Origin of the sequence: Marmoricola sp. Leaf446 (assembly GCF_001424755.1) — a bacterium.
Taxonomy (GTDB): domain Bacteria; phylum Actinomycetota; class Actinomycetes; order Propionibacteriales; family Nocardioidaceae; genus Marmoricola.
In genome coordinates this window covers 438,727-454,392 of sequence record NZ_LMRF01000002.1, presented here as the reverse complement: position 1 = coordinate 454,392, position 15,666 = coordinate 438,727, and the positions used below count along the sequence as shown (strand labels likewise).

The following is a 15,666-nucleotide window of genomic DNA, read 5'->3' as shown; positions in this document are numbered from 1 at the left end:
CGCAGCGACCATCCGGACCTACAGTTCGGCGCCCCAGGCCGACTTCTGCGCCTGGGAGCGTCGAACTGTAGGTCGGTGCGGTCGCCCCAGCACGGCCTCCTCGAGGCACCGCCGCACGTAGTCCGGGTCGTGCATCACGTGCTCCCAGCTGAAGCGGAGCACCAGCCAGCCGCGCAGCACCAGGGCGTTGTAGCGCACGCAGTCGCGGACCAGTGCCGCGCGCGTGCCGTGGAAGGCGAACGAGTCAGCCTCGACGACGATCCGCCGCTCGCGGTCGACCAGGTCCGGCCGGGCCGTGAAGCCGTCCTCGTCGATGACGACCTGGGGCTCCAGGTCCAACCCGGGGACATCTGCGGCGATGGCGCGCAGCACCGACTCGAACGGGTTGGCCGCCAGCGGTGATGCCAGCTCGGCGACCCGCAGGCAGCGGCCGCGACCGGTCCGCGGGGACACGACCGCCAGGTGGTGCAGCTCCTCGGCACCGACGTGACCGTGGCGGAGCGCCGAGTCGGCGACGGCGAGGGCCGCGTCGAACGCCAGGTCGCGCGCACAGTCGATCACCGTGCGACCCGCGCGGGTGCGGTCCTGCCAGACCTCGTCGGCCTCGATGGTGCGCACCACCAGGTCGATCCCCCGCGAGCGCGAGGCCCCGACCCTGCGACCGCGCGGCACGATCACCATCGGCCGTATCGGTCGCTGCTTGACCTCCCACCCGTGCAGCAGCGCCGCGCTGAGGTGCGACGCGTAGCCGTGGACCCGCGCCGCCGCGCGGCGCCCCTCGTCCACCTCGGGCACCGCGTAGCGACCGGACGCCAAGCGCACGACCGAGCCGGCCGCTACCGCGGTCCGCAGCCGCCGACGCGAGGTCATGGCGGTCAGCGCCGCGGCGTCGGCCACCCCGCCGCACCGCACCAGCGCCTCGACCACGTCCACGCCGCCACCCCACGTCGGGGGCGTCGGCGCCGCAACCGGCCGTCCACAGGCCGTCCACAGGCCCCCGGGGCTACTCCCCCAGGACGATCGTGGCGAGCTGACGCAGCTCGTGGGTGAGGTGGGTCTCCGGGACCTGGCAGCCGTCGGGGCCGCAGCGGAAGTCGTAGACGAAGCGGTCGGGCTGCGGCGGCGGGCTGGTGACGGCCCGGAAGTCGATCCGCTCGACCAGCTGCCGCACCTCGGGCGCACGGGGGTCGTCGGAGGCGAGGTCGACGGTGCCCTCGCGCACCAACCCCCCGAACCCGCCCGTACGCCGCACCGCCACCGTCTCCGCCGGGGCGGTCGGCGTGGTCCCCGTGCCGGTCGCCTGGCCCGGGACCACCCCCACCGTGCGCCAGGCCTCCTCCACGACCGAGGCCTGCTCGCCGGCGGCCGCGACCGTGGCGGCGGCGAAGGTGCCGAAGTCGGAGTCGGCGGGCACGCCGGAGGTGAGGGCGGCGTACCAGATCCGGCCGGCTCCCTCCCACGACTCGCCCCCGATCGCCCGTGCGGCGAGCACGAAGGCGCGGTTGGGGATGCCGCTGTTGAGGTGGACGCCCCCGTTGTCGTCCCGGGTGTCGACGTAGTCGGCCATCGAGCCGACCTGCGGGTCCTTGCCGATGCGGGGGTCGTCGTACGCCGTGCCGGGCTCGAGCATCGAGCGCAGCGCCCGCCCCTGCACGTCCGGCTTGAAGATGCCCTCGCCGATCAGCCAGTCGGCCGACGCGGCGTCCTGGCCGAGGAACCGCTGCTTCATGCAGGCGCCGAAGACGTCGGACATCGACTCGTTCAGCGCGCCGGACTGGTCCTGGTAGACCAGGTTGGCGGTGTACTGCGTGACCGCGTGGGCCAGCTCGTGGCCCAGCACGTCGATCGGCTTGGTGAACCGCTCGAAGACCGTCCCGTCGCCGTCGCCGAAGACCAGCTGGTTGCCGTCCCAGAACGCGTTGTCGTAGTCGCGCTCGTAGTGCACCGTCGCGACCACGGTCGCGCCCCTGCCGTCGTAGGAGTCGCGGCCGTAGTCGGCGAAGAGCCGCAGCGTCTCGGTCAGGCCGAGCGCTGCCTCGTCGACGGCCGCGTCACCCGCCTCCGGCTGGCCCGAGGCGCGGACGAGGGTGCCGGGGAGCTCGGTGCCGTTCTGGGCGTCGTAGACCTCCCAGTCGTCGTCCTGCGACTGCGCCGTCGAGACCGCCCCGGCCATGGCGGGGTGGTCCTCGACGCGGCGGCCGCGGAGCGACCGGTCGATCTCGCGGGTACGACGCACCAGGCCGGCGACGTGGTCGTCGTCGACCCCGTCCGCGAGCCGGTCGAGCAGGTAGGCAGGGATGAAGTGGCAGCGCATCCGTCCAAGGTCACCCATGTCGGGCGCCGACACAAGGGCGCTCGGGCCTCAGCCGGCCGTCGACCCCAGCACCGCGGCGAACCGCGCGACCGTGTCGGCGGTGGCCTGCTCGGCCGCGGTCGAGAAGGGGCCCATGTCGACGAAGCCGTGGATCATGCCGTCGTAGCGCTGCACGTCCACGCTCACGCCGGCGGCGGTCAGCGCGGCGGCGTACGCCTCGCCCTCGTCGCGCAGCGGATCCAGCTCGGCGGTGACCACGACGGCGGGCGGGAGCCCGTCGAGCGGACCGTGGATCGGGGAGAACCGCGGGTCGGCGGGGTCTTGCGGGGCGTAGTGCTCCATGAACCACAGCATCGTGGGCAGGTCGAGGAAGTAGCCCTCGCCGTTCTCGGTGCGCGAGGGGTAGTCGCCGCCGCCGTCGGTGGCGGGGTAGATCAGCAGCTGCGCGGCGAGGCCGGGGACCTGCTGGCTGACCACGGCGGCGAGGTTGCCGCCGGCGCTGTCGCCGGCGACCGCGAGCCGGCCGTCGCCGCCGAGCTCCTCGGTGCGCTGCTGCAGGTCGCGGGTGGCGGCGAGGGCGTCCTCGACGCCGGCCGGGAACGGGTGCTCGGGCGCGAGCCGGTAGTCGACGGAGACCACCACGGCACGGGCGTCGCGGCAGATCCGGCGGGCGAGGTTGTCGTGGGTGTCGAGGTCGCCGATCACGAAGCCGCCGCCGTGGAAGAGCGCGACGACCGGCCAGGGGCCCTCGCCCTCGGGCCGGTAGACGCGCGCGGCGCGGGGGCCGTCCCCGCCGGCGACCTCGGTCTCGATCACCGACGCCACGGGGACGACATCCTCGGGCTTGCGGAACTCCACGGCCAGCGTGCGGAAGGCGGCGCGGGCGGTCACGGGGTCGGTCTGGTGCATCGGCGTGCCGCCCTCGATGAGCGAGAGCAGGCCGGCCAGCTGGGGGTCGACGGGCATGGGCCTCAGTGTGCCGGGCGTCCCCAGCCCGGGACCGCCGGGGCGGTCCCGATCAGCGGCGCCGGGTGACCGAGACCAGCGCCGGGCGTACGTCGAGCACGTAGACCAGCGCCGCGACGATCCCCAGGATGCCGAGCAGCCCGAAGACCGACGGGAAGACCAGGGCGGCCCCGACGGCCAGGCCCAGGATCAGCAGCCACGCCGGCTTGGTGAGCTTGCCGGTCGCCTCGTAGGCCTCGGCGGGACGCAGCAGCGCGTCGACCAGCGCCCAGATCTTCAGTGCGAGCAGCACGAGGAAGGAGATGGACGCGACCGCGTTCTGGAACTCGAAGATGCTGGCCACGCCCCCAGGATAGAGGGCGGACGGCAACAGGCCCCCGGGAGAGATCCCGGGGGCCTGCCGGCCCGCGCGTCTGGCGAAGGGAGGGATCACCAGAGGGCGAGCTGCCCGTCGTCCGTCGACGACGGGGGTTCAGTTCACGAAGAAGCGGAGTCCGCGGTCTTCGCAGCGCTGCTCTGGGCGGAGGCAGCGGTCTTCTGCGTCGAGGCAGCGGCCTTCTGCGTGGTCGCGGCGGTCTTCTCGGCGGCCTGCGCGGTCTTCTGCGTGGTCTTGGCGGCAGCCTTGGCCGGGGCCTTCTTCGCCGCGGTCTTGGCGGTGCTCGTCTTCTTGGCCGCGGTCTTCTTGGCCGAGGAGGCGGTGTCGCTGGCCTTCTTGGCGGCCGACTTCGTGGTCGGGGCGTTGGCGCCGGCCTTCTTCGCGGTCTTGGTGGCGGGGGCCTTCTTGCCCGGGGTCTGCTTGGCCTGGGCGGTCTTGGCCCGCTCGCGGCGCACCACGGTCGAGGAGTTGGGGGCGTCACGCAGCGCGGTGACGGCCTTGTAGCCGTCCTTGCGCACGGCGGCGACGAGCTTCTCGCCGCGCTCGACGAGCTCGGTGTAGGTCTTGGTCAGCTCGGCGATGGCCTCGTCGATCTGGGCCTGCACCTTGCCGGGCAGGGCCTTGACGTCGCGCTGCAGCTCGGCCACGCGCGACTCGAACTTGCGCTGTGCGTCCTTGGCGTCCTCGGTGAGCTCCTCCACGCGGTCGTTGACGATGCCGACGGCCTGGTCCTGCAGCGCCTTGGGGTCGCGCTCGACCTTGGCGACCCGGCTCTGCACGTCGGCGAGGCGGTCCTGCGCACCCTTCTGGGCGTCGGCAGCGACGCCGCGGGCGATCTCGTAGGCGACCTCGGTGGCGCCGGCGACGGCGTACAGCGGCTTGACGGCCTCGGTGGCGAGAGCGTTGATCGGGTTCTTCTTAGCCATGTGCTTCTCCTTCGGTTGGCTGGTGACCCTGGTCGGGCACGACCACGGCAGCAGGGGGGTCCACGAGCGAGGTCGTCGTCGGCGACGAGGACCGGAACGCCTGGTAGACGTCGAGCAGCGACTGCTTGTGCCGCTCGCTGAGGGCCGGGTCGCCGAGGATGGCGAGCTCGACCGACCTGGCCTCCGTCGCGTCCGGGCTGACGATGCCGGCCTGGACGTAGAGCTGCTCGGCGGAGATCCGCAGCGCCTTGGCGAGCTGCTGGAGCACCTCGGCCGACGGACGGCGCAGACCTCGCTCGATCTGGCTCAGGTAGGGGTTGGAGACCCCCGCCTGCTCGGCCAGCTGGCGCAGCGACAGCTGCGCGGCGACGCGCTGCTCGCGGAGGTAGTCCCCCAGCGACTCAACGGTCTTGCCGACCTTGCTCTTGGACATGCCTCCACCATGCTTGCTCCTGCTAGCAGAATCAACTCCACAGCGGGTGAACGCGGTCACATTCGCCCTGTATCGCGAGGGATTCCTCGTGCTAGCAGTGCTAGCAGCTCTCAGGAACGGGGGTCGAGCACCGCCCGCACCTCGCCCACGACCCGGCCGCCGCCGAGCAGCTCCACCCGTCCCGTACGCCGCACCGCGTCGGCGTCCACCCCGGGCTCGTCGAGCACCCCGTGGCGCTCCAGCAGCGCGGCCATCAGCACCGGCCGCGCCCGGGCGCCGCCGTCGTCGGTCTTGGTCGCGAACGCCCGTCCGTCGGGCAGGGCCACGACGTAGCAGGACTCGGCCCCGGCCTTGCCGATCGCGCCCGGGACCGCCTCGAGGAGGGTCCGCTCGTCGCGCGTGCTGCCCGAGACGTACGCCGGGTGGGCGCGGATCGCGGCGGCGATGCGACCGGCCGGCGTGCCCACCTCGGCGGTCGCGATCCGGGCGAAGGCGCGCGCCAGGCCGGTCAACGAGGTCGAGAGCAGCGGGGCGCCGCAGCCGTCGACCGCGGTGACGGCGACGTCCTCGCCGGTGGTGGCGGCGAAGGTGCGGGTCAGCTGCTGCTGCAGCGGGTGGTCGACCTCGAGGTAGTCGTGCGTCGACCAGCCGTTGGCGACGCAGGTGGCGAGCATGGCGGCGTGCTTGCCGGAGCAGTTCATCTGCACCCGCGCCCGCGCACCGCCCTCGCGAAGGAGCTGCTCGCGGGCCGCGTCGTCGAGCGGCCAGTCCTCCGGCGTGCGCAGGTCGTCCTCGGTGAGCCCGGCGCCGGCGAGGATGCGACGCACGCCGTCGAGGTGGAAGGGCTCGCCGGAGTGGGAGGCGCAGGCCAGCGCGAGCAGCTCGTCGTGGAGGTCGAGGCCCGCCTCGAGCATGCCCAGCGCCTGCACCGGCTTGTTGCAGCTGCGGGGCAGCATCGGGCCGGCCGCGTCGCCCGCGGAGGCGACCACCTCGCCGGCCGCGTCGAGCACCACCCACGACCCGCGGTGGTGGCCCTCGGTGAACCCGGAGCGGACGATCTCGGCGATGACGACGGGGGCGGTGGAAGAGGCTGGTGAGTCCGACATGGACGCGACGCTACTGAAGGGTCGGCTCTGGCACGATGGCCCGGTGCCCGCCCCCCAGCACTGCCCCTCCCCGCGCGAGCTGGACGACCTCGAGGTCCTGCTGAGCGGCGCCCTGGCCCCCCGCACCAGCTTCGACGACGAGGTGCGGCTCGAGCTGCCCGACGACCTCGCCGCACAGGTCGGGGCGGGCGGCGAGGTCGAGCTCGTCGACCCCGAGGGGCTGCCGCTGGCGCTGTACTCGCGCGAGCACCTGCTGCCGCTGGCGCGGGCGGCGTACGGCCCCTTCCGTCGGCTCCAGGCCACCCCCGCCCGGATCCGCGAGGAGCACCCCGACGCGCTCGTCGTCCCCGTCACCGCGCCGCTGGGCGAGGGGGCGCTGCGCCTGGTCGCCGAGCGTGCGGGTGCCCGCGAGGTGGTGCTGCTGACGCTGTCGGGCACCGGCACCCCGCAGGGCGTGAGCCCGGTCGGGCTGGTGCGGGCCACGCTCGCGGCCGCCCGCGTGCTCGAGGCGTCCGGCACGACGGCGCAGGTGGTCGTCGTGCCCCTAGCCGCGCGCGGCGACGCCGACCTCGACCACCGGCTCGGGCACGACGTCGTGAGCGCGTACGCCGCCGGCGAGGTGCTCGGGCTGCCCGGTGAGGACACCGAGGACGACTGGCCCGCCGAGGTCGCGGCCGTGGTCGAGCAGGACCAGCCCGACGACGAGCACGTCGGTGTCGTGGTGCTCTTCACCGGCCTCTCGGGCAGCGGCAAGTCGACGATCGCCCGGGCGCTGCACGACCTGCTGCTCGAGGACGGTCGGCGCACCGTCACGAGCCTCGACGGCGACGTCGTACGCCGCCACCTGAGCAAGGGCCTCGGCTTCTCCCGCGAGGACCGCGAGACCAACATCGCCCGGATCGGCTGGGTGGCCGCCGAGATCGCCCGCCACCGGGGCGTCGCGCTGGCCTCCCCCATCGCGCCGTTCGACGCCACCCGCCAGCAGGTGCGTGCCATGGTCGAGGACGCCGGCGGCGAGCTCGTGCTCGTCCACGTCGCGACACCGCTGGAGGAGTGCGAGCGGCGCGACCGCAAGGGCCTCTACGCCCGGGCCCGTCGCGGCGAGATCCCCGACTTCACCGGCATCTCCAGCCCCTACGAGGAGCCGCAGGACGCCGACGTCGTCGTCGACACCACCGGCCGCACCATCGAGGACTGCCTCGCCGAGGTCGTCGCCGCGCTCCCCTTCGAGCTGCCCTCGTCGGTCGGGCCGGCCCCGTCGGTCGAGCCGGCCCCGTCGGTCGAGCCCGTCGAGACCCGCTGATGGCCGACCTCCTCACCTACTCCGCGCTCTCGATCCTGCTCGTCAGCTTCGGCGTCGGCATCGTGGTCGGGCTGACCGGCATGGGCGGTGGCGCGCTGATGACGCCGGCCCTGATCTTCCTGGGCGTCAACCCCACGGCCGCGGTGGCCAACGACCTCGTCGCCGCGAGCATCAACAAGTCGGTCGGCGCCTCGGTGCACTGGCGCCGCGGCTCCCCCGACCTGCGGCTGGCGGGCCTGCTCATGGTCGGGTCGGTGCCGTTCGCGTTCGCCGGCGGGTTCATCGTCAAGGGCATCGGCGCGGCGGAGGACCAGCAGGCGTTCCTGACGACCGCGATCGGCTGTGCGTTGCTGTTCACGGCGGCGACGTACGCCCTGCGGATGTATCTCCAGCTCCGCCACGTCACCGGCGGCAACACGCTCAGCGAGGACCAACCGCGGGTGCGTGCCGTGCCCACCCTGCTCGTGGGCGCGGTCGGAGGCCTGCTGGTCGGCATCACCTCGGTGGGCTCGGGCTCGCTGATCATGGTGGCACTGCTGCTGATCTACCCCACGCTCTCGGCCGTGCGCCTGGTCGGCACCGACCTGGTGCAGGCGGTCCCGCTGGTGCTGGCCGCCGCCATCGGCCACGTGGTCACCGAGGGCGTCACCTGGGCCGTGCTGGTCCCGCTCGTCCTCGGCGGCACCCCCGGCACCTTCCTCGGGGCGCGGATGGCCGCCTGGGTGACGCAGTCGGTCATCCGCCGCGGCATCGTCATCGTGCTCTCGCTCACCGGCCTGAAGATGCTGGGCACCCCGCCGGAGTGGGTCGGCATCGTCGGCGCCGGGATGCTGCTGCTCGGCCCGCTGGCCTGGGGGTTCGTCCGCACCCGGCACGGCCTGACGGCGTTCGACAACGACTCGACCGCGTGGCGGGTGCGCTCGACGCCCGACGACGGCGGCCCCGGCACCACCTGGTCCTGACCCGGGTCCGGCACCGAGCTGCCGTCAGCGACGCGACCGGCGCACCAGCGAGACCAGGGCCCGGACCAGGCGGGGACGCTCCGCGGGGGCGCGGCGCTGCATGACCAGCCGTCGACGCAGGCGGGTCGAGGGGACGACCAGCGCCATCGCCCACACCTGCAGGGCGAGCACGCTCGCGCGCGGCGTACGGCTCCGCCGCAGACCGCGCGCGTAGCGCCACGCCCTGCCGCCGACCCACCACCGACCCTCGAGCGCGGCGACCAGCAGCTCCAGCTCCAGCTCGTAGACCGGCGAGGTCCCCGCGAAGGGGGGCTCGGCGCGTCCGAGCAGCAGGCACGTCTGGCGCCACCGGTCGCGGAACCAGTCCAGCTCGTGACGGAGCAGGTCGGGCGTCGGGGCGAACCACTGGCTGCGGTTCGACCCGTGCACGCGGTACGACGCGAGCGGCCGGTCGATGACCGCGATGGACCCCAGGTAGGGCATCGCGAAGGCGACCGGCCCGTCGGGTGCGTCCCGCAGGTCCAGCCCGGCGGTGTCGAGCCCCGCGAGCAGGTCGCGCCGGAACACGTTGCCCGAGGTCGGGGCGAACTGGTGGGTCCCCATGACCTCGGTGTCGTGGCGCATGCTCGCCGTGTCGTACCCCTCGGGGTAGGTGGGGAAGACCGACCCCGTCGGGAGGCCCGCACCGTCCACGGCCCGGAGCTGGAACTGCACCATCACCGGTCGCCCGGGGAGCTCCTCACGCACGGCGCTCACCAGCTCGGGGTGGGCGGCGTCGTCGGCGTCCATCAGGTAGACGTAGTCGGAGTCGACCGCGGCGACACCGGCCAGGCACGCCGCCAGCTGACCGCTGTTGTGGTTCGCGATGACCTCGACCCGGCCCTCGAACGCCCGCGCGACCTCCAGCGAGTCATCGGTGGAGCCGTCGTCGACGACCACCACCTGGCTGAACGCGTCGTCCTGCTCCAGGACGCTCTCGATGGCTCGCCCCAGGTAACGCCCGTAGTTGTAGTTGGCGATGACCGCGGCGATCGTCGGGTGCTCGTTCACGAGGGGACCGGCTCATTTCGGGGAAGGGGTGGCGCTAGGGATCGCGCCCAGGGGCCAACGATCCCGCGACGGCCCCTGTTCCCCCGGTCGGGGCGCCGCCACGTCGGTTCGACGCTCCGGCGCGAAGGACTAGACCGCTCGAGTGTCAGGCGTTACACCGTGTGGTGCGTTCTGGACGTCACTCCTAGGGTAGTCACTCGTTGCCTCTTCACTGAGCAACACAACAAATCGGGGGATTTGTAAAGATGACCGTCCAACTGGCCCGAGCACCGCTCGCCACCACCCGGGGCCGGCACGCCCTGAGCTACCTGCCCGTCGTCGCGTTGGGTCTCGACCTGGTCGTCGTGACCCTGAGCGTGCTCGTCGGCATCCTCGGACAGGCCAACATGCCCTTCGGGCTGCAGGACGTGGCCATGGGCGACCGGCTCACGGTCGCCGGTCCGGTCATCCTGCTCGGTTGGATCGCTCTGATCCTGGCGTTCGGGGGCTACCGCTCCGACGTCCTCGGCGCCGGCCTCGACGAGTTCAAGCGCACCGTCAACGCCTCCCTCGCCACCGCCGCCCTGGTGGGCATCGGCTGCTACGCCCTGCGCTTCGACCTCGCACGCGGGTTCTTCGTGCTGACCTTCCTGGTCGGCATCCCGGCCCTCGTGCTCACCCGGCTGCTGCTGCGCACGGCCGTGCACCGCGCCCGGCGTGCCGGCACCCTGCTGCACCGCGTCGTCATCGCCGGCTCCGAGGGGCACGTCGACGAGATCGCGAGCGTGCTGGGCCGTGAGACCTGGCTCGGATACCAGGTGGTCGGGGCCCTCACCCCGCAAGCCGGCGGTCGCTACGCCACCCACTCGGGCATCCCGCTGCTCGGCGCACCCCAGGACGTGGCCGAGGTCGCGATGGACGTCGAGGCCGACGTCATCTTCCTCGCCGGCGGCGCGTTCGAGTCTGCCGAGCACGTCCGCCAGCTCGCCTGGGCCCTGGAGCACGAGGACGTCCAGGTCGTCATCGCCCCCTCGGTGACCGACGTCGTCAGCGACCGGATCAGCGTCCGGCCGGTCGGGGGCCTGCCGCTCATCCACCTCGAGCAGCCGCGGTCGCAGGTCGCCGTCAGGTTCGCCAAGCGCGGGTTCGACATTTTCGGCAGCCTGCTGCTGCTCGTCCTGACCGCGCCGCTGCTGGCCTGGGCCGTGTGGCAGGTACGCCGCCAGGACGGCGTCCCCGTGCTGGTGCGCCAGACCCGCTACGGCCGCGGCGGCCGCGCCTTCACCGCGTGGATCGTGCGCACCGAGCAGCACGACGCCGTCGAGCCGACGGACCGCGTCTTCCCCGACTCGCTCGACAACCGCCTGGTCCGGTCCGGTGCGTGGCTGCGCCGCTACTCCCTCGACGAGCTGCCCCTCCTGCTCAGCGTGCTCCGCGGCGACATGAGCCTGGTCGGCCCCCGTGGCCCCATGGCTCACGACGCGGACGCGTCGGGCAACCTCCCGCGGCTCCGGGTCAGACCCGGGCTCACCGGCGTCTGGCGCGACTTCCGCCGCTCCGACCTGGCATGGTCCGAGACCGTCCTCCTCGACGTCCACTACGCCGAGCACTGGTCGGTCCTGACGGACCTCAACATCCTCTGGCGCACCGTGAGGGCCGTGCTCCTGGGCGCGCAGCTGCACCTGCGATGACCCCGAGCCGCTTCCGCGCCCCCCTCCACTTCTCGTCCCGCTACGTGAGGACCACTCCGTGGACATGAGCACCTCCACCTCCGAGAACCACGACACCCACCAGCTGCACATCCCCGGCCAGCGCCGGGGCCCGAGCCTCGACGATCCCCGCGCCTCGCTGCCTCGCCACTCCGCGTCGCGCTACCTGCGGTTCCTGCCCGTCCTCGCCTGCGTGGTCGACCTGGTGGCCATCTCCGCGGCCGAGGTGTCGGCCGCGGCGGTGCGACTGCTCCTCCCTGCCATGCCGGCGGACTCCACCGACTACGTCCCGCACCTGCTGGCCGCAGGCCCCGTCGTCGCGGTGGGCTGGATCCTGATCCTGGCGCTGTCCGGCGCCTACTCACGGTCCGTCTTCGGCGTCGGCATGGAGGAGTTCAAGCGTGTCCTGACGTCCTCGGTCGTGGCTGCGACCGTCGTCGGCGTCGGCTGCTACCTGCTGCGCTTCGAGCTCTCCCGCGGGTGGTCGTTCCTGACGCTGCTCCTCGGCGCGCTCTTCCTGCTGCTCGGCCGGGCGACCCTGCGCATCGTCGTGACCCGCGCCCGCGTGAGTGGTCGGCTGCAGCAGCGGGTGCTCATCGTCGGCACCCCGTCGCACGTCGACGAGATCAACGGCGTGCTGACCCGAGAGCGACGTCTCGGCTACAAGACCGTGGGAGCGGTGGTCCCCGGCGCGAGCGGTGCCGCTCGCACGCGGCGCGGCCTCCACGTGCTGGGCGACGCCCGGGACGTGGTCGAGCTGGCGACCGCCTCGCAGTCCGACGTCGTCTTCTTCGCCGGCGGCTCCGTCGAGTCTGCCTCTGCGCTGCGTCACACCGCCGCCGAGCTGGAGGGTGCCGGCGTCCACGTCGTGCTGGCCCCGAGCATCACCGACATCTCCGGTGAACGCATCAAGGTCCGCCCGGTCGGCGGCCTGCCGCTCATCCACGTCGGCAAGCCCCGGTCCGCCGCCGCGCTGGCCCGGATGAAGCGCACCTCCGACATCATCGGGTCGAGCCTGCTGATCCTCGCGTTCAGCCCCGTCCTGCTCTTCGCCGCCATCAAGGTGCGCCGCTTCGACGGCGGCCCCATCCTGTTCCGCCAGGAGCGGATCGGTGTGGGCGGCGAGCCGTTCGGATGCTTCAAGTTCCGCACGATGGTGGTCGACGCCGAGGCCAAGCTCGGGGCTCTGCTGCGCGAGCAGAACGCTGACCACGGGCTCTTCGCCAAGCTGAAGGACGACCCGCGCATCACTCGGCCCGGCACGTGGATGCGCCGCTACTCCGTCGACGAGCTGCCCCAGCTGTTCAACGTCTTCAAGGGCGACATGAGCCTGATCGGCCCGCGGCCGCAGGTCGCGCACGAGGTGGCCCAGTACGACGACACCACCGCCCGCCGGCTGCGGGTGCGTCCCGGGATGACGGGTCTGTGGCAGGTCTCGGGCCGGTCCGACCTCACGGTGGAGGAGGCCATCCGGCTCGACCTCTACTACGTGGACAACTGGTCGATGATGCAGGACCTCAGCATCCTCGCCCGGACCTTCCGCGCCGTCCTGGGTTCCGACGGCGCCTACTGACCGCGGCTCCGGAGCCTGCTCGTCGGGTCGGCGGTGATCGACTCAGGCGTCGCGAGCGTGCTCGCGGTACCACGCGACGGTCTGCTCCAGCCCCTCCCGGAGGCCGATGCCCGCGGTCCAACCGGCCGCGGCGAGCCGCGAGACGTCGAGCAGCTTGCGCGGCGTGCCGTCGGGCTTGCTGGTGTCCCAGTCGGTCCGACCCTCGAACCCGACGACGTCGGCGACGATCTGCGCCACTTCCTTGATCTGGAGGTCCGAGCCGGTGCCGACGTTGACCTGCTGGGGCCCGTCGTAGTGCTCCATCAGGTGCAGACAGGCGGCCGCCATGTCGTCGACGTGGAGGAACTCGCGGCGGGGCGTCCCGCTCCCCCAGTTGACGACCGACTCGTCGCCGGCCGCTGCGGCGGCGTCGTAGCGCCGGATCAGCGCCGGGAGCACGTGCGAGGTGTCGCTGGAGAAGTTGTCTCCCGGTCCGTACAGGTTGGTCGGCATCGCCGAGATCCACGGCTTGCCGTGCTGCCGACGCGTCGCCTGGACCTGCATGATGCCGGCGATCTTGGCGATCGCATAGGCGTCGTTGGTCTCCTCGAGGTGCCCGGTGAGCAGCGAGTCCTCGTGGATGGGCTGGTCGGCGAACTTGGGGTAGATGCACGACGACCCGAGGAAGAGCAGCCGTTCCACCCCCGCCTCGAGCGCGGCATCCATGACGTTGACCTGGATCTGCAGGTTCACCGACAAGAAGTCGGCCGGGTAGGTGTTGTTGGCCCAGATGCCGCCGACCTTGGCTGCTGCCAGCACGACGTAGCGCGGCCGGGTCTCCGCGAAGAAGTCGAAGGTGGCGGTGCGGTCGGTCAGGTCCAGCTCAGCCGACGTGCGGCCGAGCAGCTGCTGGAACCCCTCCCCCTCCAGGCGCCGCCAGACCGCCGAGCCGACGAGGCCGCGGTGCCCTGCGACGTAGGTGGGGGCGTCCCGGTCGAGCGGTGAGGCCGACCAGGAGCCCGCGTCGGCGGAGCTCACGCGGCGCCGGCCGGGTCGCGCCAACCATCGAGGTCGGGCCGGTCGATCCAGTGGCCGCCCTCGTGGGCCAGGGACGCGATGTCGGCGTCGACCATGATCCTGGCCAGCTCCTCGGTGTCCACCTGCGTCTTCCACCCGAGCTTGTCGTGGGCCTTGGTCGCGTCTCCGATGAGGGCGTCGACCTCGGTGGGACGCAGGTAGCGCTCGTCGAAGCGCACGTGCTTCTCCCAGTCGAGCCCGGCCCGCTCGAAGGAGGCGATGACGAAGTCCTTGACCGTGAAGTTGCCCCCGGTGGCGAGCACGAAGTCGTCGGGCTCGTCGGTCTGCAGCATCCGCCACATGCCCTCGACGTACTCCGGGGCGTAGCCCCAGTCGCGGATCGAGTCCAGGTTGCCCAGGTAGACGTGCTCCTGCAGACCTGCCTGGATGCGGGCGACGGCGCGGGTGATCTTGCGGGTCACGAACGTCTCGCCACGGCGCGGCGACTCGTGGTTGAACAGGATGCCGTTGACGGCATGGAGGCCGTAGGCCTCCCGGTAGTTCTTCGTCGCCCAGTAGGCGTAGACCTTGGCCGCACCGTAGGGGGAGCGGGGGTAGAACGGGGTGTCCTCGTTCTGGGGGGGCGGGGAGGCGCCGAACATCTCGGAGGTCGAGGCCTGGTAGTAGCGGCAGCGCACGCCGGCCACGCGCACGGCCTCGAGCAGCCGCATCGCGCCGATCCCGGTGGTGTCTCCGGTGTGCTCGGGCTCGTCGAAGCTGACCCGGACGTGGGACTGGGCCGCGAGGTTGTAGACCTCGTCGGGGTCGATCTGGGCCACGAGCGTGGTGAGACGGGCACCGTCGGACAGGTCGCCGTAGTGCAGGACGAGTCGGCTGTCGGACTCGTGAGGGTCCTGGTAGATGTGGTCGATGCGGGAGGTGTTGAAGGTGGAGGCTCGACGGATGAGCCCGTGCACCTCGTATCCCTTGTTGAGCAGGAGCTCCGCGAGATAGGACCCGTCCTGGCCCGTGATCCCCGTGACGAATGCGCGCTTGGCAGCCATACCGACCCTCTGTGTCCACGACAGGAGGCCCCAGTATGACCGACGCCCCGCCGCGGCGGGGCTCCGACCTCGAGGACGGACCCACGACAGGACCGTCCGCCGACCCTCAGGTCGACGGACGGTCCTGTGACGCGGGGCGTTCAGCTCGTCTTGGTCACGCGGATCCAGTCGATGTCCATGTCCATCCGCTTGGTCTGGAGCAGCGGCTCCAGGCCACCCCACGAGGTCCCGACGGCCATGTCGAAGATCAGGTACTGCGGGGTGTCGACGAAGACCCGGTAGTCGCCGCCCTTGGAGGCTGCCGCGAAGGACTCGGGGGTGATGATCCCCTGCGAGACACCGTCGATCCACAGCTGCATCTGCTTGGCGTCCCAGGTGACCTTCCAGGTGTGCCAGCCACCGTCCATGGTGCCGACGTGGGGCTTGAGCTCGGTGCCCTTGTTGCCGTTCTTCCAGTCGTGGACCGTGAAGTACGCGCCCGCACCCTGCACGCCGCCACCGGGGAACAGCTCCATGATGTCGATCTCGGCCAGGGCCGAACCGGGCTCACCCGAGGCGCCGATCCGGTTGTGCAGCCAGATGGCGGGCCAGGCACCCTGCTCGGTGGGCAGCTTGGCGCGCACCTCGACGGTGCCGGTCCGCATGGTGAACTTGCCGCGGGTCGAGAGGTAGCCCGCACGCCACGGCCGAGGGCCGACCTGGTCCTTGATGGCCGACACGCGGAGCTGGCCGCCGGACTGGGTGGTCAGGTCGGCGTCGCCCTCGAACTTCTCGAGCGACCCGTAGCCGTAGCCGAAGTCCTCCCGGACCCACTTGGTCAGGTCGAGCGACCCGTCGTTGAACTCGTCGACGAAGGTGCGGCCGTCCGTCGGTGCCGGGGCCGGTGCCGGGGCGGGGGCCGGGGCGGGG

General features: G+C 72.4%; 15 protein-coding genes. 4 read left to right on the top strand and 11 right to left on the bottom strand.

Annotation, left to right across the window (positions count from 1 at the left end):
• Window positions 1-18 precede the first annotated feature (18 nt).
• The 7 genes from ASG49_RS10170 to ASG49_RS10140 all read right to left on the bottom strand — a co-directional run bounded on the left by ASG49_RS10170 (window position 19) and on the right by ASG49_RS10140 (window position 6,121).
• Window positions 19-933, bottom strand: a complete 915-nt coding sequence (locus ASG49_RS10170) for a DUF559 domain-containing protein (RefSeq protein ID WP_056541045.1) — start codon at window positions 931-933, stop codon at window positions 19-21.
• A 70-nt stretch (window positions 934-1,003) separates the two neighbouring features.
• Complete coding sequence (locus tag ASG49_RS10165) at window positions 1,004-2,332, bottom strand: protealysin inhibitor emfourin (protein WP_056541309.1); 1,329 nt, start codon at window positions 2,330-2,332, stop codon at window positions 1,004-1,006.
• Window positions 2,333-2,362: 30 nt separating this feature from the next.
• Complete coding sequence (locus ASG49_RS10160; protein WP_056541042.1) at window positions 2,363-3,280, bottom strand: alpha/beta hydrolase; 918 nt, start codon at window positions 3,278-3,280, stop codon at window positions 2,363-2,365.
• Between the two features lie 52 nt (window positions 3,281-3,332).
• Window positions 3,333-3,623, bottom strand: a complete 291-nt coding sequence (locus ASG49_RS10155) for a DUF2516 family protein (protein ID WP_200936269.1) — start codon at window positions 3,621-3,623, stop codon at window positions 3,333-3,335.
• Window positions 3,624-3,757: 134 nt separating this feature from the next.
• Complete coding sequence (locus ASG49_RS10150; protein WP_056541038.1) at window positions 3,758-4,582, bottom strand: hypothetical protein; 825 nt, start codon at window positions 4,580-4,582, stop codon at window positions 3,758-3,760.
• Window positions 4,575-5,015, bottom strand: a complete 441-nt coding sequence (locus ASG49_RS10145; protein WP_056541036.1) for a helix-turn-helix domain-containing protein — start codon at window positions 5,013-5,015, stop codon at window positions 4,575-4,577. The genes ASG49_RS10150 and ASG49_RS10145 overlap by 8 nt, the downstream gene beginning before the upstream one ends.
• Window positions 5,016-5,125: 110 nt before the next feature.
• On the bottom strand, window positions 5,126-6,121 hold the full coding sequence (locus ASG49_RS10140; protein WP_056541033.1) for an asparaginase: 996 nt from the start codon (window positions 6,119-6,121) through the stop codon (window positions 5,126-5,128).
• A 43-nt stretch (window positions 6,122-6,164) separates the two neighbouring features.
• Here ASG49_RS10140 and cysC point away from each other — a divergent pair, with 43 nt between their 5' ends.
• The gene (cysC, locus tag ASG49_RS10135; protein WP_235562012.1) at window positions 6,165-7,424 is read left to right on the top strand and encodes an adenylyl-sulfate kinase; all 1,260 of its coding nucleotides are present in this window, start codon (window positions 6,165-6,167) and stop codon (window positions 7,422-7,424) included.
• On the top strand, window positions 7,424-8,386 hold the full coding sequence (locus tag ASG49_RS10130) for a sulfite exporter TauE/SafE family protein (RefSeq protein ID WP_056541030.1): 963 nt from the start codon (window positions 7,424-7,426) through the stop codon (window positions 8,384-8,386). The genes cysC and ASG49_RS10130 overlap by 1 nt, the downstream gene beginning before the upstream one ends.
• A 24-nt stretch (window positions 8,387-8,410) precedes the next feature.
• On the opposite strand, the gene ASG49_RS10125 is transcribed toward ASG49_RS10130, so the two are convergent.
• Window positions 8,411-9,436: a glycosyltransferase family A protein gene (locus tag ASG49_RS10125; RefSeq protein ID WP_056541028.1), complete on the bottom strand. Its 1,026-nt coding sequence runs from the start codon at window positions 9,434-9,436 to the stop codon at window positions 8,411-8,413.
• Window positions 9,437-9,681: 245 nt separating this feature from the next.
• Here ASG49_RS10125 and ASG49_RS10120 point away from each other — a divergent pair, with 245 nt between their 5' ends.
• Together ASG49_RS10120 and ASG49_RS10115 are read left to right on the top strand one after the other, a co-directional pair.
• A complete protein-coding gene (locus tag ASG49_RS10120; RefSeq protein WP_056541025.1) occupies window positions 9,682-11,106 on the top strand; it encodes an exopolysaccharide biosynthesis polyprenyl glycosylphosphotransferase in 1,425 nt (474 codons plus the stop codon).
• Window positions 11,107-11,170: 64 nt separating this feature from the next.
• Window positions 11,171-12,697: a sugar transferase gene (locus tag ASG49_RS10115; RefSeq protein WP_156384277.1), complete on the top strand. Its 1,527-nt coding sequence runs from the start codon at window positions 11,171-11,173 to the stop codon at window positions 12,695-12,697.
• A 42-nt stretch (window positions 12,698-12,739) separates the two neighbouring features.
• Here the strand turns inward: ASG49_RS10115 and ASG49_RS10110 are convergent, their stop codons facing one another.
• The 3 genes from ASG49_RS10110 to ASG49_RS10100 form a co-directional block, all read right to left on the bottom strand.
• A complete protein-coding gene (locus tag ASG49_RS10110; RefSeq protein ID WP_056541303.1) occupies window positions 12,740-13,714 on the bottom strand; it encodes a GDP-L-fucose synthase in 975 nt (324 codons plus the stop codon).
• Entirely contained in the window at window positions 13,711-14,757 is a 1,047-nt protein-coding gene (gmd, locus tag ASG49_RS10105; RefSeq protein WP_056541018.1) for a GDP-mannose 4,6-dehydratase, read from the bottom strand. The genes ASG49_RS10110 and gmd overlap by 4 nt, the downstream gene beginning before the upstream one ends.
• Window positions 14,758-14,897: 140 nt before the next feature.
• Window positions 14,898-15,666: family 16 glycosylhydrolase (locus tag ASG49_RS10100; protein WP_156384276.1), on the bottom strand; the 769-nt coding region annotated here is incomplete at its 5' end.